Raw genomic sequence first — 24,590 nt, 5'->3', positions numbered from 1 at the left:
AAAGTTTCCAATCAAACGATTGGAAACTTTTTTATAATCGATTTCGGAAGACTTCGTACATGAGAATAGCTGCAGCAACACTGGCATTGAGGCTTTGTACATGTCCATTCATTGGAATAGTTATCATCTCGTCTACTTGTTTCTTGATGTTACTTGAGATACCTTTTCCTTCATTTCCGATAATGAGAGCAACTTTGCCACTTGTATTCCATTTATGGCAAGGTGTTCCGTTCATATCAGTTCCAAAAGTCCAGAATCCCTCGTCTTTGAGTTTGTCCAAGGTTTGACTGAGATTAGTGACTCGGGCGATAGGAACGTGCTCGATAGCACCAGTCGCTGTTTTAGCAACAACTGGAGTGACGCCGACAGCTCGGTGTTTTGGAATAATAACACCTGAAACATTGGTTGCATCCGCTGTTCTCAAGATAGAACCGAGATTATGTGGATCTGTTAAACCATCAAGAATTAGTAGTAGTGGGTTTTCTTCTTGGCGTGTTTTTGCAAGAATCTGCTCAAGTTCTGTATAGGCGAATTCAGAAACACGTAGGACAAAGCCCTGGTGAACAGCTCCTTCAGTCATTTCAGAAAGGGCCTTTTTTGAAGTCCAAGAGATGGATACTTTCTTTTCAGTAGCTAGTTCTTTTACTTTTTCTACATTTTTTCCTCGTAGATCATCTTGGAGATAGAGTTTATTTCCTGTGTTTGCTAAAAGTGCTTCCGTAACGGCGTGAACGCCATAGACAATATCATTTGTTTTCATGGCTCTATTATAACATAAAACCCCGTCTTGCAACGGGATTTTTCTTTATTCAAGAATGAGTAGACCTTCTTTGACTGCAAAAGGATCTTTTTCATTGATACGGTCGTAAAACATAATACCATTCAAGTGGTCGATTTCATGTTGAACAACGATTGAGTTGTAGCCTTTTAACTTGATACGATGTTTTTGGCCGTCCTTGTCGAAATAGTCGACAGTTACTCGAGCATGGCGAATAACATAACCAGGTACAGCTCGATCGACTGATAGACAACCTTCTCCCTCGCCTAGAGTAGCATCTTGGACTGAATGTGATACGATTTTAGGATTGTACATTACAGCTTGTAAGTCATAGGCTTCCTGAGGTGTTTCACCATCTTCAGTGATATTTGGAACCAAAACAGCGATGATGCGTTTTGAGATGTCCAATTGTGGTGCTGCAAGTCCAACTCCTCCACGTAGTCCAAGTTTTTCAGCCATAACTGGATCTTGTGAATGTTTCAAAAATTGCATCATTTTCTCACCGAGGATAATATCTTGATCACTCAATGGGAAAGTGACCTCCTCAGCAACAGCACGCAGGGTTGGATTGCCCTCGCGGATAATATCTTTCATATCGATCAAATGTGAAGCTTTTGTAATACGTTCTATAGCAGACATGTTCTCTCCTTCCTTACATTACATTTACATGATAACACAAAACAGATGAGAAAGAAAGTCACAGAAGCTGTTAAAAAATATTAGAATAAAAGGAAATACCTATTTGTCTGTGGTATAATAAAGTAAGGAGACTTGCATCAAAAAGTAAGGAGAAAAAGATGGAAAAACGTAGTAGTAGAAATCAAAATGGTCCTATCTTACGGCTTTTCGAGAAATTGATTCGATTTTTTAGAAACTATCGCCAATGGAGTAATAAAACCTTTATTGTGGTTTTGTTGATTGTAGTTGCTATTTCGATGGTATTGACCTTATTAGCTGAAGGGCTAAAGGGAATTCCTTTAGAAAATAGTAGTGCAACTACAGTGAGTCAGAGCGCTAATTATAAGGAGAAGAATACTGTAACAGAACAGGAAACAAGTGCTCGTATCATGGCAAATGGTGATTTGCTCTACCATGATATTATTTACATCTCAGCAAAAAAGTCAGATGGCACCTACGATTTTCATGAAAATTTTGAATACGTGAAGTCTTGGCTTAAGCAAGCTGACTTAGTCATTGGTGATTTTGAAGGAACTGTAAATAAAGATCACTATCTTGCAGGTTATCCCTTATTTAATGCACCTGGTGAAGTCATGGACGCTATAAAAGATGCAGGCTATCAAGTGCTAGACTTGGCTCATAATCATATCTTGGATTCTCAAATTGAGGGAGTAGTTTCAACCGCAGATGCGATTGAAAAAGCTGGAATGACACCAATCGGAGTCTACACTCATGAACCACGAGATAAAGCACCTATTGTCATCAAGGAAGTCAATGGGATTAAAGTTGCCCTTTTAGCTTATTCCTATGGTTTTAACGGCATTGAACAAAGCATTTCTCAAGAGGATTATAATCGTTATCTTTCAGACTTAGATGAAGATAAAATGAAGGCTGAAATTGAGCGAGCAGAGAAAGAGGCAGATATTACAATTATCATGCCTCAGATGGGAGTTGAGTATCAAATTGAGCCGACTGAGGAGCAAAAGAAACTTTACCATAAAATGATTGATTGGGGAGCTGATATTATCTTTGGTGGCCACCCTCACGTTGTTGAACCAGCTGAAACGATTGAAAAAAACGGTGATAAAAAGCTTATCATCTACTCTATGGGGAATTTTATCTCAAATCAACGGATTGAAACCATGCAGGATGTTGAAAATGCCAAGTGGACGGAACGTGGAGTCCTCATGGATGTGACCATTAAGAAGAAATTCGGTAAAACGACTATCGAAACTGCCCAAGCCCATCCAAGCTGGGTGAGTCGTACTCCAAAAGGAGGTTATTCTCCAGAAGGCTACCCACTCTATCTTTACCAAACCTATATCTTGGAAGATTTTATAGAGGGCGGAAAATACCGTAGTCAGTTAGACGAGGCGACCAAGGAACGGATTGATACAGCCTATAAAGAAATGAATGAACATGTAGGTTTGAAGTGGTAGTGATTCGAACCTCAAGGAGACACAATGGAAATTAAGATAATAGCAACGGATATGGACGGTACTTTATTAGACCCAAAAGGACAACTGGATCTACCACGGCTTGAAAAAATATTGGATCGTTTCGATCAACGTGGCGTTCGTTTTGTCATTGCTACGGGAAATGAAGTTCATCGTATGCGACAATTATTGGGACATCTAGCAGATAGAGTCGTTCTCGTGGTTGCTAATGGTGCTCGTATATTCGAAAATGATAAATTGCTACAGGCACAAACTTGGGATGATGTCATGGTTGATAGGGCTTTAGACCATTTTAAAGGTAGGGAATGCCAGGATCAGTTTGTCGTCACTGGTATGAATGGTGGTTTTGTTAAGGAAGGCACTGTTTTTACAGAACTTGATAAATTTATGACTCCAGAGATGATTGAAAAGCTCTATCAACGAATGCACTTTGTTGATGAATTTGACTCCAGCTTATTCGGTGGTGTTCTAAAGATGAGTATGGTTGTTGGTGAAGAACGATCAGATGCAGTTTTGCAGGAAATCAATGACTTGTTTGATGGTCATGTTCGTGCTGTTTCTAGTGGATATGGCTGTATTGATATCTTACAGGACGGGATTCATAAGGCTTGGGGCTTAGAGGAATTGCTCAAACGTTGGAACTTAAAACCAGAACAAATCATGGCTTTTGGAGACAGTGAAAATGACATCGAAATGTTAGAGTTGGCAGGAATTTCTTACGCAATGGAAAATGCTGAGGAGTCTGTTAAGGAAGTTGCGACAAAAGTGGCGCCAGCCAACAGTCAGGCAGGTGTTTACCAAGTTTTAGAAAATTGGCTAGAAAAAGGAGAATAACTTGGCAGTACAACTTTTAGAAAATTGGCTCTTAAAAGAGCAGGAGAAAATTCAAACCAAGTATCGTGAACTCAATCGTATCTCGGTAATTGAACCCTCTATCATCTTTATTGGTGATTCAATTATTGAGTATTATCCTTTACAAGAATTACTAGGAACGTCAAAGACGATTGTGAATCGAGGCATTCGAGGCTATCAGACTGGCCTTTTATTGAAGAATCTTGATGCCCACCTCTATGGTGATGCAGTAGATCAAATTGTATTATTGATTGGGACAAATGACATTGGAAAAGATGTTCCAATGATGGAAGCACTAAACAATCTTGAGAGTGTGATTCAAACCATTTCACGTGACTATCCGCTGTCACAAATAAAGCTTGTTTCCATCTTGCCGGTCAATGAGAGTGAGAATTTCAAACAGACTGTTTATATTCGTAAGAATGATACAATCAAGGCGTGGAACCAAGCCTACCAAGAACTGGCATCAGCCTATATGCAGGTAGAATATGTATCTGTTTTTGACAAACTACTTGATCAGGAAGGACAACTCAAATCAGACTATACAACAGATGGTCTTCATCTTAGCGTCTCTGGCTATCAGGCCCTATCAGATGCCTTGAAAATAGGTGTTTTCTAGGTATTTGCTTACATTTTTGCAATTTCCCCTCAGATAAGGTATAATAGTTCTGTTGTCTTTTGGGGTCGTTACGGATTCGACAGGCATTATGAGGCATATTTTGCAACTCGTGTGGCGACGTAAACGCTCAGTTAAATATAACTGCAAAAAATAACACTTCTTACGCTCTAGCTGCCTAAAAACCAGCAGGCGTGACCCGAATCGGATTGCTCGTGTCTGATGACAGGTCTTATTATTAGCGAGATACGATCAAACTTTGTCTAGCAGTTTGATAAGAGATTGATAGGCTCGCAGTTCCTGGGCTTGAGTTATGTGTCGAGGGACTGTTAAAACAATACATAACCTATGGTTGTAGACAAATATGTTGGCAGGTGTTTGGACGTGGGTTCGACTCCCACCGGCTCCATTAATAATTTACTTATTTTATAAATATCTTTAAAGCGTTGTTAATACAACGTTTTTTATTTTGTTCTTTTATATTTCTTGGTAATCCATTTTTAAAAAAGGATTCAACAAAGGATACAACATTACGTTGTATCTCTAAAAAGGCTAATCAAGTTCTAAATTTATTAATTTTTTCTAAGATTTTGTGTTATAATTAAGGTATGTTAAAAATGATGAAAACAATCAATTAGTTTTCATTTAATTTTCAGTATCTTATGAGTTTAGGTTTATCTTTCAGTAATGATAAGCAGTGAAAGGGTAGGTTTAGAAAGAGGTAAAGAGAAATGTCATCTCATAAAAAAGTTTCACTTTCTGAGATTAATCAGTCTATCGAGACTCCAAATAATAATCATTTCTGGCAAAATTTAAAGGCTTTTTTAGGTCCCGGTGCTCTTGTAGCAGTTGGTTATATGGATCCAGGAAACTGGATTACCAGCGTAGTCGGTGGTGCTTCCTATAAGTATAGTCTCTTGTTTGTCATCTTTATTTCATCTCTTATTGCCATGCAGCTTCAGCAGATGGCAGGAAAGCTTGGGATTGTAACCCAGATGGACCTGGCTCAAGCAACGGCTCATCATTCACCCAAATGGCTTCGTTATAGCTTATGGGTGATTTTAGAATTAGCCTTGATGGCGACAGACCTGGCAGAAGTTCTCGGTTCTGCCATTGCTCTCAACCTTCTCTTTAAGATTCCGATTATGATAGCCATCCTCTTGACGGTTCTAGATGTCTTTCTCTTATTGCTTTTGATGAAATTTGGCTTTAAGAAGATTGAAGCTATTGTTACAACACTGATTTTATCCATTCTAGCAATTTTTACCTATCTTGTAGCTTTGTCACATCCAAGCTTCCAAGGAATCGTTGAGGGTTATCTACCGAATGCAACCTTATTTGAAAGTCCTTTGCCAGGACATGAAAGTCAATTAACCTTGGCACTAGGAATCGTGGGAGCAACTGTTATGCCCCATAATCTTTATTTGCATTCATCCTTGTCACAGACACGAAAAATCAATCACAAGGACGAAAATGATGTTCGAAAAGCCGTGCGCTTTATGACTTGGGATTCAAATCTCCAGTTATCATTGGCCTTTGTGGTTAACTCCCTTCTTTTGATTTTAGGGGCGGCCCTCTTCTTCGGACATGCATCTGAAATTTCCGCTTTTTCTCAAATGTATAATGCCTTGCAGGATTCAACCATTGCGGGAGCCATAGCTAGCTCAACCTTGTCAACTTTATTTGCCTTGGCCCTATTAGCCAGTGGTCAAAATTCGACTATCACAGGTACTTTGACAGGACAAATCGTTATGGAAGGTTTCTTACATATGAGATTGCCACAATGGTTTATTCGTTTGGCGACACGCCTCTTTGCCTTGCTACCTGTTATGATAGTAGCGGTTTTGTTTGGTCATCAGGAAAAAACCTTGGATCAGTTGTTGGTCTATTCACAGGTCTTTCTTTCAATCGCTCTTCCATTTTCAATCTTCCCTTTGATTTATCTCACTTCTAAGAAATCACTGATGGGAGAATTTACCAATGCCAAGTGGAATACTATCCTAGGTTATATTGTTTCCGTCATTTTGACCATCCTCAATGTGAAATTGCTATTTGATATTTTTTAAAAAGGTCATCCTCGTTCTATTGCTAACATATAAAAAAAGATACCCAAGATTTCTTGGGTATCTTTTTTTAGAAAATAAACGGAAGACATGGGATTCGAACCCACGCACGCTGTTACACGCCTACCGCGTTTCCAACACGGCCTCTTAAGCCTCTTGAGTAATCTTCCAATAGTTACTAACCTAGTCTACCATAAAGTCTACTTTCTTGCAAATTTATTTAAAAATTGAAGGAGTTTTGACAGAAAGTGAAAGAAAATGATAAAAAACGCTTGACTTTGTTTTTTTTTTTGTGATAGAATGATTAATGTAATCGTTAACAGGAGGTGAGTAGGTGCTAAAAACCGAGAGGAAAAAGTTAATTTTAGAAGAACTAAGAAAGCACAAAATCGTTTCTCTAGAGAAATTAGTAGGCTTGCTAGATACTTCGGAATCCACAGTTAGACGTGATTTAGATGAGTTAGAGTCTGAAAATAAACTTCGCCGAGTGCATGGGGGAGCTGAGTTGCCTCACTCCTTGCAAGAAGAAGAAACTATTCAAGAAAAATCTGTCAAAAACCTTCAAGAGAAAAAGTTGATTGCGCAAAAAGCAGCTTCCCTCATCAAAGAAAAAGATGTTATCTTTGTGGATGCAGGAAGTACGACAGCCTTTCTCATTATGGAATTGGAGCGAAAAGACATTACTGTAGTAACCAACTCCATTCACCATGCGGTACAATTAGTGGATAAGCAAATCCCAACAGTCATTATTGGTGGTGGCGTAAAGATGACAACGGATGCCAGTATCGGAGGGGTGGCTCTTAACCAAATTAACCAATTACACTTTGATCGTGCCTTTATCGGAATGAACGGTGTAGACGAAGGTTATTATACAACTCCAGATATGGAAGAAGGAGCGGTTAAGCGTGCTATCTTAGAAAATGCCAAACAAACCTATGTCTTGGCGGATTCATCTAAGATTGGCCAGTCTAGTTTTGCTAAGGTTGCCCCTCTAAAACGAGCTATCGTCATTACTAGCAAGGGTCATGAGCTCTTGCCAGCTATCAAAGAAAAAACGGAGGTAATAGAAGTATGATTTATACAGTCACACTCAATCCATCTATTGACTACATTGTCCGTTTGGATAAAGTAGAAGTTGGTAGTGTTAATCGTATGGATAGTGATGATAAGTTTGCTGGTGGTAAGGGAATCAATGTCAGTCGCGTCTTGAAACGTCTAGATATTCCAAATACAGCGACTGGATTTATCGGAGGCTTTACAGGTAAATTTATCACAGATACTTTAGCTGAGGAGCAAATTGAAACGCGATTTGTGCAAGTTGCAGAAGATACGCGTATCAACGTTAAAATCAAAGCAGACCAAGAAACCGAAATCAATGGGACTGGTCCTACTGTTGAAGCAGATCAACTGGAGGAGTTGAAAGCTATCCTTTCAAGTCTAACAGCAGAGGATACAGTTGTATTTGCGGGATCGAGTGCTAAAAACTTAGGCAATGTTATTTATAAGGATTTGATTGCCTTGACCCGTCGGACAGGCGCACAAGTTGTGTGTGATTTTGAAGGTCAGACCTTGATTGATAGTTTGGAATATCAACCACTTTTGGTCAAACCAAATAATCATGAACTGGGAGCTATCTTTGGAGTGAAACTCGAAAGCTTAGACGAGATTGAAAAATACGCTCGAGAGTTGCTGGCTAAAGGTGCTCAAAACGTTATTATTTCAATGGCTGGCGAAGGAGCCCTTCTGGTAACATCAGATGGAGCTTATTTTGCTAAACCGATTAAGGGAATCGTGAAAAACTCAGTAGGTGCTGGTGACTCTATGGTTGCTGGATTTACAGGTGAGTTTGTCAAATCAAAAGACGCCGTAGAGGCTTTCAAATGGGGAGTGGCTTGTGGAACAGCAACTACATTTTCAGATGATTTAGCAACTGCAGCATTTATTAAAGAAACTTATGAAAAAGTTGAGGTAGAAAAAAGATGAAAATTCAAGATTTATTGAGAAAAGATGTCATGTTGCTAGATTTGCAAGCAACTGAAAAAACAGCAGCTATCGAAGAAATGATTCATAGCTTGGTTGAACACGGATACGTGACAGATTTTGAAACTTTTAAAGAAGGAATCTTAGCGCGTGAAGCTTTGACTTCTACAGGCTTGGGCGACGGTATCGCAATGCCACACAGCAAAAATGCTGCTGTTAAAGAAGCGACTGTTCTCTTTGCTAAGTCGAACAAGGGTGTTGACTACGAAAGTTTAGACGGGCAAGCAACTGACCTCTTCTTTATGATTGCTGCTCCAGAAGGTGCCAATGATACTCACTTGGCTGCCTTGGCAGAATTGTCACAATATTTGATGAAAGACGGATTTGCTGATAAACTTCGTCAAGTAACATCAGCTGATCAAGTCATTGAACTCTTTGACCAAGCTTCAGAAAAAGCTCAAAAACCAGTTCAAGCTCCTGCAAATGAATCTGGTGACTTTATCGTAGCAGTTACAGCTTGTACAACAGGAATTGCCCATACATACATGGCCCAAGAAGCTCTTCAAAAAGTGGCTGCGGAAATGGGTGTTGGTATCAAGGTTGAAACCAACGGTGCAAGTGGTGTAGGCAACAAATTGACTGCAGAAGATATCCGTAAGGCCAAGGCTGTTATCATTGCTGCAGATAAAGCAGTTGAGATGGATCGTTTCGATGGTAAACCATTGGTGAACCGTCCGGTTGCAGATGGCATTCGTAAGACAGAAGAGTTGATCAACTTGGCTCTTTCCGGTAATGCTGAAGTCTACCGAGCTGCTAACAGAGCACAAGCTTCAACAGCTTCTAACGAAAAACAAAGTCTAGGTGGTGCCTTCTACAAACACTTGATGAGTGGTGTATCACAAATGTTGCCATTCGTTATTGGTGGTGGTATCATGATTGCCCTTGCTTTCTTGATTGATGGTGCTATGGGTGTACCAAACGATAGCCTCGGAAATCTTGGATCATACCATGAACTTGCTTCTATGTTCATGAAAATCGGTGGCGCAGCCTTTGGTTTGATGCTTCCAGTATTTGCTGGATATGTTGCTTACTCAATCGCTGAAAAACCAGGTTTGGTAGCAGGTTTCGTAGCAGGAGCTATTGCCAAAGAAGGTTTTGCCTTTGGTAAAATCCCTTACGCTCAAGGTGGTGAAGCAACTTCAGCTCTTGCAGGTGTATCATCAGGTTTCCTAGGAGCCCTTGTTGGTGGATTTATCGCTGGTGCTTTGGTACTCTTGGTTAAGAAATACGTGAAGGTTCCTCGCTCGCTTGAAGGTGCTAAATCAATCCTTCTCTTGCCACTTCTTGGAACAGTCTTGACAGGATTTGTCATGCTAGCTGTTAACATCCCAATGGCAGCAATCAACACTGCTATGAACGACTTCCTTGGCGGTCTTGGAGGTGGATCAGCTGTCCTTCTTGGTATCGTTCTTGGAGGAATGATGGCCGTCGATATGGGTGGACCTGTCAATAAAGCAGCTTATGTCTTTGGTACTGGTACTCTTGCAGCAACAGTGGCAACAGGTGGTTCAGTAGCTATGGCAGCGGTTATGGCTGGAGGAATGGTTCCACCACTTGCTATCTTTGTCGCAACTCTTCTTTTCAAAGATAAATTTACTAAAGAAGAACGCAACTCTGGTTTGACTAACATCGTTATGGGCTTGTCATTCATCACTGAAGGTGCGATTCCATTTGGTGCGGCTGACCCAGCTCGTGCTATCCCAAGCTTTATCCTTGGTTCAGCAGTAGCAGGTGGACTTGTTGGTCTTGCAGGTATCAAACTCATGGCTCCTCATGGAGGAATCTTCGTTATCGCCCTTACAACAAATGCCCTTCTTTACCTTGTCTTTGTCTTGATTGGAGCACTTGTTAGTGGTGTGGTTTATGGTTACCTTCGTAAACCATTAGAAAAATAATTACAAATACATTCAAATGACTGAACACGAAAGTGGGCAGTCATTTTTTGTAGTGATTGACAAGGTAATGTTAGGATGATATTCTAAATATGTAATTCAAATAATTGAAAATAGTATTGGAGTGTTTTAAATGAATATGTATGTTATTTTTGTAAATTTAGATTGGACACGTATTGCGGAGTCTTCCTTATCTTCGCTAGTTGTTGCGCTGATAATTGGTGGTTTCACTTATTTATTTAAAGATAAACTACTAGAACAAATGCGAGTTTCTCAAGAAATTAAGTCTTATGGTTTTAAAGGTATAGCAGCTATGAAAACACATTCAACTAGAGAAATTATGGACTTGTGCGAGAATGCTGAAAGATTAGATTTATTATTTATATCAGGAAGCCAATTCTTTTCTAATAATGAGTATATTTTAAAATTGGCTATGGATCGTGGAACTAAGATTCGTTTTTTGTGTTCTCAGGTCTATACTCCATTTTTGTCCGACCTAGAGAAACTTGAAATAAAAAAAAATTTACGTAAGCCTGGTACAAATATTAGTTCTGGAATTGAAGATATTACAAAAAGATATAGTGAATATATAAAAGAAGGGAAAATGGAAATTCGTTACTATTCAACAGAATATCGTCTCCCTTTTATGTTAGTATATAAAGATGAGAAAAATGTGAAGATAACAAAGGCTTTTTTAAGAGTTACCCTTCCTCCATATAATTGGAAGACAAATTTCGCATTGATAGGTGAACGTGAAACTCTAAAGAAACTTGAAGATTTTAAAACTAATAAAAATGAGGTTGATTTTATTTCTATGATGGAAGACCATTTTGATTGTATTTGGGAAGTTGCAGATAAGAGAATTAGAAAAAATTCCAAAATTAAAAAATCAAATGGGATTTGTAAAAATCCTATCTTACGAACTTTATGTAAAAAGATGAAGTAATTACAATAAATTCAAAATAGTCTAGTAAAAAAGTCATTTGAACATAAAATCCATATTATCAAGATTTCTAAATTCTTAAGATTATGGATTTAACTCATTTAAAAGGCTTATTTACAGCCTATTTTCTCTTCTCTAGATGTTTCTGAAATATGGTATAATAGAATCATGGCAAACAAGAATACAAGTAAAACAAGACGCAGACCGTCTAAAGCAGAATTAGAAAGAAAACAAGCGATTCAACGAATGTTGATTTCCTTAGCTTTGGCTATTTGTTTAATTTTTGCGGCTCTCAAATGGGGAGCAGTCGGAATCACTGTTTATAACCTAATCCGCTTACTCGTGGGGAGTTTGGCTTATCTAGCTATTTTTTCTCTGCTAATCTATCTATTTTTATTTAAATGGATTCATAAGCAAGAAGGTTTATTAGCAGGTTTCTTCTTCATTTTTGCAGGCTTGCTTCTCATCTTTCAAGCATATCTTGTCTGGAAATTTAGCATGGCAAACGCTGTTTTCCAAGGGACTGCCGGTCAAATTTTTAAAGATTTAACTAGCTTTAAAGTGACTAGTTTTGCCGGTGGAGGTTTGCTAGGGGTTATCCTCTACATTCCGGTAGCTTTTTTGTTCTCAAATATTGGAACTTACTTCATCGGAGCAATCTTAGTCTTAATCGGTGCACTATTGATTAGTCCATGGTCAATCTACGATATCGCTGATTTTCTTTCGGCTCGATTTGCTATCTGGATGGAGCGCCGTGAACAGAAAAAACAAGAGCGCTTTATCAAGCGTGAAGAGGAAAAGGCACGAAGAGAAGCGGAAGAGCAAGCAAGACTTGAAAAAGAAAGAGAAGAGCAGGCTTTGCTTGACATGACTCCTGTAGATATGGAAACTGGAGAAATATTATCAGAAGAGCTACTGCACGATTTTCCTCCACTTCCAGAAGAAGAATGGGTAGAACCAGAGATTATTCTCCCTCAAGCTGATTTTGAATATCCTGAGGAAGTGGATTTTCCAGAGGAAGAAGTTTTCCCAGAAGAGGATGACGAAGAAGTAGAAGTCGATTTTTCTGCTAAAAAAGCCTTAGAGTATAAACTCCCAAGCTTGCAACTTTTCGCCCCAGATAAACCAAAAGACCAGTCTAAAGAAAAGAAAATCGTTCGGGAGAATATCAAGATTTTGGAAGAAACCTTCGCAAGTTTTGGTATTAAAGTAACGGTTGAAAGAGCAGAAATTGGGCCATCCGTTACCAAGTACGAAGTAAAACCTGCTGTAGGTGTTCGTGTCAATCGCATTTCCAACCTAGCAGATGACTTGGCTCTTGCTTTGGCTGCCAAGGATGTCCGTATTGAGGCTCCAATTCCAGGGAAATCTTTGGTTGGTATCGAAGTTCCAAACTCTGAAATTGCAACTGTATCCTTCCGTGAACTTTGGGAACAATCACAAACAAAACCTGAAAATCTTTTAGAAATTCCTCTTGGGAAAGCAGTTAACGGAACAGCTCGTAGTTTTGACTTAGCTAAAATGCCTCATTTGCTAGTGGCCGGTTCTACAGGTTCTGGTAAATCTGTTGCGGTTAACGGCATTATTGCAAGTATTCTGATGAAAGCACGCCCAGACCAAGTCAAATTCATGATGGTCGATCCAAAGATGGTTGAGCTTTCAGTCTACAACGATATCCCTCATCTCTTGATTCCAGTTGTGACCAATCCTCGTAAGGCTAGCAAGGCATTGCAAAAGGTTGTTGACGAGATGGAAAACCGCTATGAGCTCTTTGCTAAAGTCGGCGTTCGAAATATCGCTGGTTTCAATGCTAAGGTAGAAGAGTTTAACGCTCAGTCCGAATACAAACAAGTACCGCTACCTTTAATCGTTGTGATTGTCGATGAGTTAGCTGACCTCATGATGGTTGCCAGCAAGGAAGTAGAAGATGCTATTATCCGTCTAGGACAAAAGGCGCGTGCAGCTGGTATCCATATGATCCTTGCAACCCAACGTCCTTCAGTAGATGTTATCTCTGGTTTGATTAAGGCCAATGTTCCGTCTCGTGTAGCCTTCGCTGTTTCATCAGGAACAGACTCACGGACGATTTTGGATGAAAATGGCGCTGAGAAATTGCTTGGTCGAGGAGATATGCTCTTTAAGCCAATCGATGAAAACCATCCAGTTCGTCTTCAAGGTTCCTTTATCTCAGATGATGATGTCGAGCGTATTGTGAACTTCATCAAGTCCCAAGCAGATGCTGACTATGATGAAAGCTTTGACCCTGGAGAAGTGTCCGAGACTGAAGGCGACTTTGGTTCTAGCGATGATGCTGGTGATCCACTCTTTGAAGAAGCAAAAGCCCTTGTCATCGAGACACAAAAGGCGAGTGCTTCTATGATTCAGCGTCGTTTATCAGTTGGTTTTAACCGTGCAACTCGATTGATGGAAGAATTAGAGATGGCTGGTGTTATCGGTCCTGCTGAAGGAACAAAACCTCGAAAAGTCTTACAACAATAAAAAAATAGCTTCTTTCCGAAACTGGAGAGAAGCTTTATTGTTAAGGGTTTGTTTTATTGTCTGTCGCAACTGTATCAGATTGAGCAACTCCATCAGTTTGATTTTTTGGGACGTTGTTAGAAGCTTGAGTAGTCTCTTCTGATTGAACATTATTATTTTTTTCGTCAACTCCACCATTTGCAGAATTAGTTTCTTGGTTGCTTCCTTGATTCTGTGCAGGTGCATTGGATTCAGCTGGAGCTTCCTTTTGAACTTCCTTTATAATGGTTGTTTGTGTAGTCGTATCTTTATGATCCTTGTTTTTATCTAAAGCATTCATGATAGTGATACTAGCTGTAATCAAACCAAGGATACTGGCTAAAGTTGCAATTGTTTTTTGAAAGACGGTAAAGCCTTTTTTGATATGTTCAGTTTTAGGTTTTGATTTTCTGCGATAGTTAGACATAATTTCTCTCCTTTACCATGATTCATTATACCCAAAATCTTTAAAAAAAACTTAAATGAACCTGAACGGCATTTCTTGTCGCCTGAACTGTTTCGTGTTACAATAGAAGGAGTGATTTTAGAAAGTGTGAGAAACAATGATTTACTTTGATAATTCGGCTACGACCAAGCCTTATCCTGAAGTACTTGAAACTTACATGCAGGTGTCTGCAAAAATTATTGGTAACCCATCTAGCCTTCATCGTTTGGGTGATCAGTCTACCAGAATTTTAGAAGCTTCTCGTCAGCAGATTGCAGATTTAATTGGCAAGAAATGCGAGGAAATCTTCTTTACATCTGGTGGTACTGAAGGGGATAATTGGGTTATCAAAGGGGTTGCATTTGAAAAAGCGCAATTTGGCAAACATATCATTGTGTCTGACATTGAGCACCCAGCAGTCAAGGAGTCAGCTCTCTGGCTCAAAACTCAAGGGTTTGAAGTGGATTTTGCACCAGTTGATGAAAAAGGATTTGTAGATGTAAAAGCCTTAGCAGGTTTACTTCGTCCTGATACCACACTAGTTTCCATCATGGCAGTTAACAATGAAATTGGTTCCATCCAGCCCATCCAAGCTATTTCAGAGCTTTTAGCAGATAAACCAACCATTTCTTTCCATGTTGATGCTGTTCAGGCTTTGGCAAAAATACCAACAGAAAAGTATTTGGCAGACCGAGTTGATTTTGCGACCTTCTCCAGTCATAAGTTCCACGGAGTTCGGGGTGTTGGCTTTGTCTACATTAAGTCTGGCAAGAAAATCACCCCCCTATTAACCGGTGGTGGCCAGGAGCGCGACTATCGTTCCACAACTGAGAATGTAGCAGGAATTGCTGCGACTGCCAAGGCCCTACGTTTGGCTATGGAGAGATTGGACTTATTTGCTAGCAAAACAAGTCAGATGAAAGAGGTTATCCGTCAAGCCCTTCTTAATTATCCTGATATTTTTGTTTTCTCAGGAGAAGAAGATTTTGCTCCTCATATTCTGACCTTTGGGATTAAGGGTGTCCGTGGTGAAGTCATCGTTCATGCATTTGAGGACTATGATATTTTCATCTCCACAACCTCTGCTTGCTCGTCCAAGGCAGGAAAACCTGCAGGCACCTTGATTGCCATGGGGGTTGAAAAAGATAAGGCTCAGTCAGCAGTACGCGTCAGTCTAGACCTAGAAAATGACATGAGTCAAGTGGAGCAGTTCTTGACCAAACTAAAATTAATTTACAATCAAACTAGAAAAGTAAGATAGGAGTATTCATGCAATATTCAGAAATTATGATTCGCTACGGGGAACTTTCAACCAAAGGTAAAAACCGTATGCGTTTCATCAATAAACTTCGCAATAATATTTCGGACGTTTTATCCATCTATCCTCAAGTTAAAGTGACAGCAGACCGCGATCGTGCCCATGCTTATCTGAATGGGGCAGATTATGAACCTGTGGCAGAATCTCTCAAGCAAGTTTTCGGGATTCAAAATTTTTCTCCAGTATATAAGGTTGAAAAATCCGTAGAAGTTCTTAAGTCTGCTGTTCAAGAGATTATGAAAGACATCTACAAGGAAGGGATGACCTTTAAAATCTCAAGTAAGCGTAGCGACCACAACTTTGAGCTAGACAGTCGAGAACTCAACCAAACTCTCGGTGGAGCAGTATTTGATGCTATTCCAAATGTGCAAGCACAAATGAAAAATCCTGACATTAACCTTCAAGTGGAGATTCGTGAAGAAGCAGCCTACCTTTCATATGAAACCATTCGTGGTGCAGGTGGTTTGCCGGTAGGAACTTCTGGAAAAGGTATGCTCATGTTGTCAGGAGGGATTGACTCACCAGTTGCTGGATATCTAGCTCTAAAACGTGGAGTGGATATCGAGGCTGTTCACTTTGCGAGCCCTCCCTACACAAGTCCAGGTGCCCTCAAGAAAGCACAGGATTTGACCCGTAAATTGACCAAATTCGGTGGTAATATCCAGTTTATCGAAGTGCCATTCACGGAGATTCAAGAAGAAATTAAAGCCAAGGCGCCAGAAGCCTATCTGATGACGCTGACTCGTCGCTTTATGATGCGCATTACAGATCGTATCCGTGAGGTACGAAATGGCTTGGTTATCATCAATGGGGAAAGTCTTGGTCAGGTGGCTAGTCAAACCCTTGAAAGTATGCAGGCTATCAATGCTGTGACCAACACACCAATCATTCGTCCAGTTGTAACTATGGACAAGCTAGAAATCATTGATATTGCGCAAGAAATTGATACCTTTGAAATCTCTATACAGCCCTTTGAAGACTGTTGTACCATTTTTGCACCAGATCGTCCGAAGACAAATCCTAAGATTAAGAATGCAGAGCAGTATGAAGCTCGAATGGATGTTGAAGGATTGGTTGAACGTGCAGTAGCGGGAATCATGATTACTGAAATTACACCTCAGGCTGAGAAGGATGCGGTCGATGAGTTGATCGATGATCTCCTTTAATCAGAAAAACCAGAGGAAAAGATAAAATAAGTAAAAAAAGTTAGTTTATTGTCCTAAATTTGGACGGAAACTGACTTTTTTTCTATTTTTATGATATAATTAGATAAAATTTTGAATATAGAGAGTTTTCTGACAATGAATCAATCTTATTTTTATTTAAAAATGCGAGAGCATAAATTGGTGGTTCCCTACACAGGTAAGGAGCGTCGCGTACGTGTTCTCCTCCCTAAAAACTATGAGAAAGATACGGATAGAAGTTATCCTGTGGTGTATTTCCATGATGGACAAAACGTCTTTTATAGTAAGGAATCCTACGTAGGCCATTCCTGGAAGATTATCCCAGCCATCAAGCGAAATCCAGATATCAGCCGCATGATTATAGTGGCCATTGACAATGATGGACTTGGACGGATGAATGAGTATGCAGCTTGGAAATTCCAAGAGTCTAACATCCCTGGTCAACAATTTGGTGGTAAGGGAGTCGAGTACGCTGAGTTTGTCATGGAAGTGGTCAAACCCTTTATCGACGAAAACTATCGGACAAAGTCTGATCGCAAGCACACTGCTATGGTTGGATCTTCTCTAGGTGGCAATATTACACAGTTTATTGGCTTGGAGTATCAAGACCAGATTGGCTGCTTGGGTGTCTTTTCATCAGCTAACTGGCTTCACCAAGAGGCCTTTGATCGCTATATGGAGCGTAAAAAACTATTACCTGATCAACGAGTCTTTATCTATGTTGGGACGGAAGAAGCAGATGACACGGATAAGACCCTCATGGCTGGTAATATTAAGCAGGCCTATATTGACTCTTCTCTTCGCTATTATCATGATTTGATAGCAGGAGGAGTTGAGTTGGAAAATCTCTCACTCAAGGTTCAAGCCGGGGCTATCCACCATGAAATTCCATGGGCAGAAAATCTTCCAGCTTGCTTACGCTTTTTTGCAGAAAATTGGTAAATAGTATAAAGGAGACAGGATATGCATATTGAACATCTTAGCCACTGGAGTGGTCATCTTAACCGTGAAATGTATGTCAATCGATACGGACATGGAGGCATCCCAGTTGTTGTCTTTGCTTCTTCAGGTGGTAGCCACAATGAGTACTATGATTTTGGAATGATTGATGCTTGTGCATCCTTTATTGAAGAAGGTCGCGTGCAGTTCTTTACCCTTTCAAGTGTCGATAGCGAGAGCTGGCTTGCTACTTGGAAAAATAGTCATGATCAAGCTGAGATGCACCGTGCCTATGAACGATATGTGATTGAAGAAGCTATTCCTTTTATCAAGCATAAGACGGGCTGGTTTGATGGCATGATGACGACAGGTTGCTCTATGGGTGCTTACCATGCTCTCAACTTCTTCTTGCAACATCCGGATGTCTTCACCAAAGTAATTGCCCTTAGTGGTGTCTACGATGCACGTTTCTTTGTCGGTGATTACTACAATGATGATGCCATCTATCAAAACTCACCAGTAGATTATATCTGGAATCAAAATGATGGTTGGTTTATTGACCGTTATCGTCAAGCTGAGATTGTTATCTGTACAGGCCTAGGAGCTTGGGAACATGATGGGCTACCTTCTTACTACAAGCTCAAAGAAGCCTTCGATCAAAAACAAATTCCTGCTTGGTTTGCAGAATGGGGACACGATGTTGCCCACGATTGGGAATGGTGGCGCAAACAAATGCCTTATTTTCTCGGTCACATGAGTCTATAAAAGGAGTCGCTTATGAATTATCTTGTAATTTCACCCTATTACCCACAAAATTTCCAACAGTTTAGTATTGAATTAGCCAATAAAGGAATTACCGTTCTAGGGATTGGGCAAGAACCCTACGAACAACTAGATGAACCATTGCGCAATAGCTTGACGGAGTATTTCCGAGTTGATAATCTTGAAAACATCGATGAGGTTAAACGCGCCGTCGCCTTTCTTTTTTATAAGCATGGTCCAATTGATCGTATCGAGTCTCACAATGAATACTGGCTAGAGTTGGATGCTGCCCTTCGTGAACAATTCAATGTTTTTGGTGCCAAACCAGAAGACCTCAAGAAGACTAAGTTCAAATCTGAGATGAAAAAACTCTTCAAAAAAGCTGGGGTTCCAGTTGTGCCAGGTGCAGTCATTGAAACAGAAGCAGACGTTGATAAAGCTGTGAAAGAAATTGGACTTCCAATGATTGCGAAACCTGATAATGGAGTAGGTGCAGCAGCAACCTTCAAACTTGAAACAGAAGATGATGTAAACCACTTTAAGGCTGAATGGGACCATTCAACCATTTATTTCTTTGAAAAATTTGTAACCTCAAGTGAAATCTGTACCTTCGACGGTTTGGTAGATAGAAATGGAAATATCGTCTTTTCTACGACCTTTGACTATGCCCATACACCGCTTGATCTCATGATTTACAAGATGGACAATTCTTATTATGTTCTTAAAGATATGGATCCAAAATTGCGCAAGTATGGTGAGGCTATTGTCAAGGAATTTGGTATGAAAGAACGTTTCTTCCATATTGAGTTCTTCCGTGAGGGTGATGATTATATTGCCATTGAGTACAATAACCGTCCAGCGGGTGGCTTCACTATTGATGTCTATAACTATGCTCATTCCTTGGATTTGTACAAGGGCTATGCAGCGATCGTTGCAGGTGAACCCTTCCCAGAGTCTCCGTTTGAAACTCAGTATTGCTTGGCAACATCTCGTCGCGCCAATGCTAACTATGTTTATTCAGAAGAAGACTTGCTCGCTAAATATGGAAACCAGTTCAAGGTCAAGAAAATCATGCCAGCTGCCTTTGCTGAACTGCAAGGAGACTATCTCTATATGCTTACGACACCAAGTCGTGAGGAAATGGAGCAGATGATTAAGGACTTTGGTCAGCGTCAAGAATAATCGAAATCAGGGCTTAACAAACTCTCTTTGTTAAGTCTTTTTTTAAAGCCCTGAATAAAAGCGTTTTCCATAGGATTCTTTTAGAAAATCTGTTGCTAAAAGGTTTAAAAATTGATAGAATAGGGATTGTCTAAAAAATAATAAGGAGAATCTATCAATGGATTTCACATGGGCTATTAAATATGCCACAGAATTTTTGGGAACAGCCATCTTGATTATCTTGGGAAATGGTGCGGTTGCCAACGTTGAACTTAAAGGTACGAAAGGTCACCAAAGTGGCTGGCTCGTTATCGCTGTTGGTTACGGTATGGGGGTTATGATTCCAGCTTTGATGTTTGGTAACGTTTCTGGAAACCACATCAACCCAGCCTTCACTCTTGGACTTGCAGTTAGCGGTCTCTTCCCTTGGTCACAAGTAGCACAATACATCATCGCGCAAGTTTTGGGAGCAATCTTCGGACAAGCCTTGGTTGTTGCGACTCACCGTCCCTACTACTTGAAGACGGAAAATCCAAATAACATCCTGGGATCTTTCTCAACTATTTCAAGTTTGGATCATGGTACAAAAGAATCACGTTATGCAGCAACTGTGAACGGATTTATCAATGAGTTTATTGGATCATTTGTTCTTTTCTTTGCAGCACTTGGTTTAACAAAGAACTTCTTTGGTGCTGAGTTAGTTACAAAAGCTCAAGCATTGATTAATGAACAAGTGGCACAAGCGACTGCTCAAGGTCAAACAATTCCTCAAGAACAAGTCGCTACATATCTTGAACAAGCGAAAACACAAGTAGCTCCATTCTTGTCACCAGGTCTTGGTATTGCACACTTGGCACTTGGTTTCTTGGTAATGGCTTTGGTTACTTCACTTGGTGGACCTTCAGGACCAGGTTTGAATCCAGCTCGTGACTTTGGACCACGTCTTCTTCACGCATTACTTCCTAAATCAATCCTTGGTGCACACAAGGGTGATTCAAAATGGTGGTATGCTTGGGTACCAGTAGTTGCACCGATTGCTGCTGCTATTGCCGCTGTAGCACTTTTCAAATTACTTTACCTATAATATTTAAAAACTGGGTTTTCCCAGTTTTTTCTTTTTTGTACAGTTGTGTCTTTTAGAATTGAATATTGAAATAGTCAGACTTTTTTCATTTTAAATCAAAAGCTGTAAATATGGCAAAAATATGGTAAAATAAAGTATTAAGTAAACGTTAAAAAGGAAGATTATGCGTAAAGAAATTGCACCTGAATTATACAATTACAATAAATTCCCTGGTCCGGAATTTCATCTGAATGATACTAAGGTTGAAGCTGAAGGTTTTTCTTTTATCTTGGTTGAAAATAGCAAGGATGCTTTTGATGCAACGGCTTTTACTCAACGTTTTTCCGAAGTTTTAAACAAGTATGATTATATAGTAGGTGACTGGAGTAATGAGCAGTTGCGCTTACGTGGTTTCTACAAGAATGAGCGAGCTGAAGAGTCTCTCGAGAAAATCAGCCGTTTACAAGATTACCTACTCGAGTATTGCAGCTATGGTTGTGCCTATTTTGTCCTAGAAAATGAAACTCCTAAACGAGCACCATTTGACCAAAAAATGCGCAAAAAAGAGGAAGAAAAAGATACTCGAAAAGGCAAGAAAACATCACAAAATAAAAAAAGAAATAACACGGACAAGAGAAATAGACGTCGTCGTAAAGAACAAAAACCTCAGAACGAAGAAAAAGGACAACGTCATTTCGTCATCCGTCAGAAAGATTAGAGAAAAAGTTTAGAGAATAAGGAGAAAACATGAAACCTTCAATTTATAGTTTAACACGCCAAGGCATGCAAGAATGGGTCTTGGAACAGGGCGAAAAGAAATTCCGTGCGGATCAAATCTGGGAGTGGCTCTACCGTAAACGTGTTCAGACATTTGAAGAAATGACCAACTTGTCTAAGGATTTGATTGCCAAGCTCAACGAGCAGTTTGTTGTCAATCCCTTGAAACAACGTATCGTTCAAGAGTCAGCCGATGGAACTGTAAAGTACCTCTTTGAGTTACCAGATGGGATGCTGATTGAGACTGTCTTGATGCGTCAACATTATGGTTTGTCAGTCTGTGTAACGACTCAAGTAGGCTGCAATATCGGTTGTACCTTCTGTGCTTCAGGCTTGATTAAGAAGCAACGTGACCTCAATAACGGAGAAATTGTTGCACAGATTATGTTGGTTCAAAAATATTTTGACGAACGTGGACAAGATGAACGTGTTAGCCATATCGTTGTTATGGGTATTGGAGAACCGTTTGACAACTACAATAACGTTTTGAACTTTATCCGTACCATCAATGACGATAAGGGAATGGCTATCGGTGCTCGCCATATCACCGTATCAACTTCAGGTTTGGCTCACAAGATTCGTGATTTTGCCAATGAAGGTGTTCAGGTTAACCTTGCTGTTTCTCTTCATGCACCAAACAATGAACTTCGTTCAAGCATCATGAAGATTAACCGTGCCTTTCCAATTGAAAAACTCTTTGCAGCTATCGAGTATTATATTGAAACAACTAACCGTCGCGTAACTTTTGAATATATCATGCTAAATGAAGTCAATGATGGAGTTGAACAAGCACTTGAATTGGCTGAATTGCTTAAAAATATCAAGAAATTGTCTTATGTCAACTTGATTCCTTATAATCCAGTTAGTGAACATGACCAATACAGTCGAAGTCCTAAAGAGCGTGTCATGGCCTTCTATGATACCCTTAAGAAAAAAGGAATCAACTGTGTCGTTCGTCAGGAACACGGAACTGATATCGATGCAGCTTGTGGACAATTGCGTTCAAATACCATGAAGCGTGATCGCCAAAAAGCAGTAGCGGAAGTAAATCCATAAGATGAAACGAAAAACATTACTAAGCCTGGGAATCGTGTTATACAGTCTTTGTATCGTCTGTTTTTGTTTTACTCCCCAGCCTCAACTTCCTACAGGAGTGGAAACTCCAGGTATTCAAACTATTGGACGCCTGGTTTTTCTTTTGACGCCTTTTAACTCCCTTTGGAAATTGGGAGAAGTAACAAGTATCACACAGCTATTTTGGATCTTTTTGCAAAATGCTTTAAATGTCCTCTTGCTCTTCCCTCTGATTTTCCAACTTCTCTATCTCATCCCTAGTCTTAGAAAAACGAAGAAAGTGATTCTTCTCAGTTTTCTATTGAGTTTAGGAATCGAATGTACACAGCTAGTTTTAGACTTTTTCTTTGATTTTAATCGGGTCTTTGAGATTGATGATTTGTGGACCAATACTTTGGGTGGCTACCTGGCTTGGGTCCTTTATAAACTACTACATAAAAACAAGATAAGGAATTAAAATGAGTATCTTAGAAGTAAAAAATTTAAGTCACGGTTTTGGTGATCGTGCGATTTTTGAAGACGTATCCTTCCGTCTTTTAAAAGGTGAACATATCGGTCTAGTTGGTGCTAATGGTGAAGGGAAATCAACTTTCATGAGCATCGTAACTGGTAAAATGTTACCTGATGAAGGTAAGGTGGAATGGTCTAAATATGTGACAGCTGGCTACCTAGATCAGCATGCGGTGCTCAAAGAAGGCCAAACTGTTCGTGACGTTCTTCGTACAGCATTTGACGAATTATTCAAAGCAGAAGCGCGTATCAATGATCTTTACATGGAAATGGCAGAAGATGGTGCTGATATTGAGGCCCTGATGGAGGAAGTTGGAGAGCTTCAGGACCGTTTGGAAAGCCGTGATTTCTATACCTTAGATGCAAAGATTGATGAAGTGGCGCGTGCCCTTGGTGTCATGGACTTTGGGATGGATACAGACGTAACAGCCTTGTCAGGTGGGCAAAGAACCAAGGTGCTTTTAGCCAAACTTCTTCTTGAAAAACCAGATATCTTGCTTCTTGACGAGCCGACCAACTATCTCGATGCCGAACATATTGACTGGCTCAAGCGTTATCTTCAGAACTATGAGAATGCCTTTGTTCTTATTTCACACGATATTCCTTTCCTCAACGACGTTATCAATATCGTCTATCATGTAGAGAATCAGCAGTTGACTCGTTATTCTGGAGATTACTACCAGTTCCAAGAAGTCTATGCTATGAAGAAATCGCAGCTGGAGGCAGCCTATGAGCGTCAACAGAAAGAAATTGCTGATCTCAAGGACTTTGTGGCTCGAAACAAAGCACGTGTTGCAACTCGTAACATGGCCATGTCTCGTCAGAAAAAATTGGACAAGATGGATATCATCGAACTTCAAAGTGAGAAACCAAAGCCATCCTTTGAATTCAAAACGGCTCGTACACCTGGACGCTTTATCTTCCAAGTTAAGGACTTGCAGATTGGGTATGACCGTCCTCTTACTAAACCATTAAATCTTACCTTTGAGCGCAATCAAAAGGTTGCCATCATTGGTGCCAATGGTATCGGGAAAACAACACTCTTGAAGAGTCTCTTGGGCATTATTCCACCAATCGCTGGTGAAGTAGAACGTGGTGATTATCTTGAACTTGGCTACTTTGAACAGGAAGTGGAAGGAGGAAATCGCCAGACACCACTAGAAGCAGTTTGGAATGCCTTTCCAGCGCTTAACCAAGCCGAAGTTCGTGCTGCCCTTGCCCGTTGTGGTCTGACGACTAAACATATCGAGAGTCAAATCCAAGTCTTGTCAGGTGGAGAGCAAGCCAAGGTACGTTTCTGTCTCTTGATGAACCGTGAGAACAATGTCCTTGTTCTAGACGAACCTACCAACCACTTGGATGTGGATGCCAAGGACGAACTCAAACGTGCTTTGAAGGAATACAAGGGTTCTATCCTCATGGTTTGCCATGAACCAGACTTCTATGAAGGTTGGATGGACCAAATCTGGGATTTCAATGAGCTAACATAAAAAGAGAATTCCATAAAACTAGAATAGGAAA

22 protein-coding genes, 1 tRNA gene and 1 other RNA gene are annotated in these 24,590 nt (G+C 40.0%); 20 read left to right on the top strand and 4 right to left on the bottom strand.

Annotated features, from left to right (window positions below):
• Nucleotides 1-31: 31 nt before the first annotated feature.
• On the bottom strand, nt 32-760 hold the full coding sequence (rlmB, locus tag ACWPVF_RS06220) for a 23S rRNA (guanosine(2251)-2'-O)-methyltransferase RlmB (protein WP_016465611.1): 729 nt from the start codon (nt 758-760) through the stop codon (nt 32-34).
• A 45-nt stretch (nt 761-805) separates the two neighbouring features.
• A complete protein-coding gene (gene def, locus ACWPVF_RS06215) occupies nt 806-1,417 on the bottom strand; it encodes a peptide deformylase (RefSeq protein WP_414307550.1) in 612 nt (203 codons plus the stop codon).
• Nucleotides 1,418-1,575: 158 nt separating this feature from the next.
• On the opposite strand from def, the gene ACWPVF_RS06210 reads away from it, so the two are divergent.
• The 5 genes from ACWPVF_RS06210 to ACWPVF_RS06190 all read left to right on the top strand — a co-directional run bounded on the left by ACWPVF_RS06210 (nt 1,576) and on the right by ACWPVF_RS06190 (nt 6,447).
• Nucleotides 1,576-2,895, top strand: coding sequence for a CapA family protein (locus ACWPVF_RS06210; RefSeq protein ID WP_414307549.1), 1,320 nt, complete (start codon nt 1,576-1,578; stop codon nt 2,893-2,895).
• Between the two features lie 24 nt (nt 2,896-2,919).
• Nucleotides 2,920-3,747, top strand: coding sequence for an HAD family hydrolase (locus tag ACWPVF_RS06205; protein ID WP_454385203.1), 828 nt, complete (start codon nt 2,920-2,922; stop codon nt 3,745-3,747).
• A gap of 1 nt (nt 3,748) precedes the next feature.
• Entirely contained in the window at nt 3,749-4,384 is a 636-nt protein-coding gene (locus tag ACWPVF_RS06200) for an SGNH/GDSL hydrolase family protein (RefSeq protein ID WP_045615522.1), read from the top strand.
• 61 nt (nt 4,385-4,445) lie between these two features.
• Nucleotides 4,446-4,793: a transfer-messenger RNA gene (gene ssrA / locus ACWPVF_RS06195) on the top strand.
• 319 nt (nt 4,794-5,112) lie between these two features.
• On the top strand, nt 5,113-6,447 hold the full coding sequence (locus ACWPVF_RS06190; protein WP_303943862.1) for an Nramp family divalent metal transporter: 1,335 nt from the start codon (nt 5,113-5,115) through the stop codon (nt 6,445-6,447).
• Between the two features lie 79 nt (nt 6,448-6,526).
• Here the strand turns inward: ACWPVF_RS06190 and ACWPVF_RS06185 are convergent.
• A tRNA-Ser gene (locus ACWPVF_RS06185) sits at nt 6,527-6,614 on the bottom strand.
• Between the two features lie 164 nt (nt 6,615-6,778).
• Between ACWPVF_RS06185 and ACWPVF_RS06180 the strand changes: the two genes are divergently transcribed.
• The 5 genes from ACWPVF_RS06180 (at nt 6,779) to ACWPVF_RS06160 (ending at nt 13,818) form a co-directional block, all read left to right on the top strand.
• Entirely contained in the window at nt 6,779-7,519 is a 741-nt protein-coding gene (locus ACWPVF_RS06180) for a DeoR family transcriptional regulator (protein WP_049494819.1), read from the top strand.
• Nucleotides 7,516-8,427, top strand: coding sequence for a 1-phosphofructokinase (gene pfkB, locus ACWPVF_RS06175; RefSeq protein WP_454385200.1), 912 nt, complete (start codon nt 7,516-7,518; stop codon nt 8,425-8,427). Before ACWPVF_RS06180 ends, pfkB begins: the two co-directional genes overlap by 4 nt.
• Nucleotides 8,424-10,379: a fructose-specific PTS transporter subunit EIIC gene (locus ACWPVF_RS06170; RefSeq protein ID WP_454385198.1), complete on the top strand. Its 1,956-nt coding sequence runs from the start codon at nt 8,424-8,426 to the stop codon at nt 10,377-10,379. Before pfkB ends, ACWPVF_RS06170 begins: the two co-directional genes overlap by 4 nt.
• 130 nt (nt 10,380-10,509) lie before the next feature.
• Complete coding sequence (locus tag ACWPVF_RS06165; RefSeq protein ID WP_414307546.1) at nt 10,510-11,322, top strand: hypothetical protein; 813 nt, start codon at nt 10,510-10,512, stop codon at nt 11,320-11,322.
• A gap of 165 nt (nt 11,323-11,487) precedes the next feature.
• Nucleotides 11,488-13,818, top strand: a complete 2,331-nt coding sequence (locus tag ACWPVF_RS06160) for a DNA translocase FtsK (protein WP_414307545.1) — start codon at nt 11,488-11,490, stop codon at nt 13,816-13,818.
• Between the two features lie 40 nt (nt 13,819-13,858).
• Here the strand turns inward: ACWPVF_RS06160 and ACWPVF_RS06155 are convergent, their stop codons facing one another.
• On the bottom strand, nt 13,859-14,263 hold the full coding sequence (locus ACWPVF_RS06155; protein WP_414307544.1) for a DUF6556 family protein: 405 nt from the start codon (nt 14,261-14,263) through the stop codon (nt 13,859-13,861).
• A gap of 136 nt (nt 14,264-14,399) precedes the next feature.
• Here ACWPVF_RS06155 and ACWPVF_RS06150 point away from each other — a divergent pair, with 136 nt between their 5' ends.
• The 10 genes from ACWPVF_RS06150 to ACWPVF_RS06105 all read left to right on the top strand — a co-directional run bounded on the left by ACWPVF_RS06150 (nt 14,400) and on the right by ACWPVF_RS06105 (nt 24,559).
• On the top strand, nt 14,400-15,542 hold the full coding sequence (locus tag ACWPVF_RS06150) for a cysteine desulfurase family protein (RefSeq protein ID WP_414307543.1): 1,143 nt from the start codon (nt 14,400-14,402) through the stop codon (nt 15,540-15,542).
• A gap of 8 nt (nt 15,543-15,550) precedes the next feature.
• A complete protein-coding gene (gene thiI, locus ACWPVF_RS06145; RefSeq protein ID WP_045615534.1) occupies nt 15,551-16,765 on the top strand; it encodes a tRNA uracil 4-sulfurtransferase ThiI in 1,215 nt (404 codons plus the stop codon).
• A 135-nt stretch (nt 16,766-16,900) separates the two neighbouring features.
• Nucleotides 16,901-17,725, top strand: coding sequence for an alpha/beta hydrolase (locus ACWPVF_RS06140; protein WP_414307542.1), 825 nt, complete (start codon nt 16,901-16,903; stop codon nt 17,723-17,725).
• A gap of 21 nt (nt 17,726-17,746) precedes the next feature.
• Complete coding sequence (locus tag ACWPVF_RS06135) at nt 17,747-18,487, top strand: esterase family protein (protein ID WP_006148792.1); 741 nt, start codon at nt 17,747-17,749, stop codon at nt 18,485-18,487.
• Between the two features lie 12 nt (nt 18,488-18,499).
• The gene (locus ACWPVF_RS06130) at nt 18,500-19,666 is read left to right on the top strand and encodes an ATP-grasp domain-containing protein (protein WP_414307541.1); all 1,167 of its coding nucleotides are present in this window, start codon (nt 18,500-18,502) and stop codon (nt 19,664-19,666) included.
• A gap of 157 nt (nt 19,667-19,823) precedes the next feature.
• A complete protein-coding gene (gene gla, locus ACWPVF_RS06125) occupies nt 19,824-20,729 on the top strand; it encodes an aquaglyceroporin Gla (protein ID WP_414307540.1) in 906 nt (301 codons plus the stop codon).
• A 163-nt stretch (nt 20,730-20,892) separates the two neighbouring features.
• Nucleotides 20,893-21,426, top strand: coding sequence for a YutD family protein (locus tag ACWPVF_RS06120; RefSeq protein ID WP_454385193.1), 534 nt, complete (start codon nt 20,893-20,895; stop codon nt 21,424-21,426).
• Between the two features lie 29 nt (nt 21,427-21,455).
• Nucleotides 21,456-22,541, top strand: coding sequence for a 23S rRNA (adenine(2503)-C(2))-methyltransferase RlmN (rlmN, locus tag ACWPVF_RS06115; protein WP_303943836.1), 1,086 nt, complete (start codon nt 21,456-21,458; stop codon nt 22,539-22,541).
• Nucleotide 22,542: 1 nt separating this feature from the next.
• Nucleotides 22,543-23,016: a VanZ family protein gene (locus tag ACWPVF_RS06110; RefSeq protein ID WP_454385190.1), complete on the top strand. Its 474-nt coding sequence runs from the start codon at nt 22,543-22,545 to the stop codon at nt 23,014-23,016.
• A gap of 1 nt (nt 23,017) precedes the next feature.
• Complete coding sequence (locus ACWPVF_RS06105; RefSeq protein ID WP_414307537.1) at nt 23,018-24,559, top strand: ABC-F family ATP-binding cassette domain-containing protein; 1,542 nt, start codon at nt 23,018-23,020, stop codon at nt 24,557-24,559.
• Nucleotides 24,560-24,590 lie beyond the last annotated feature (31 nt).

It is taken from the genome of Streptococcus sp. Marseille-Q7087, assembly GCF_965111935.1.
This window is presented reverse-complemented; position numbering and strand designations above follow the sequence as displayed.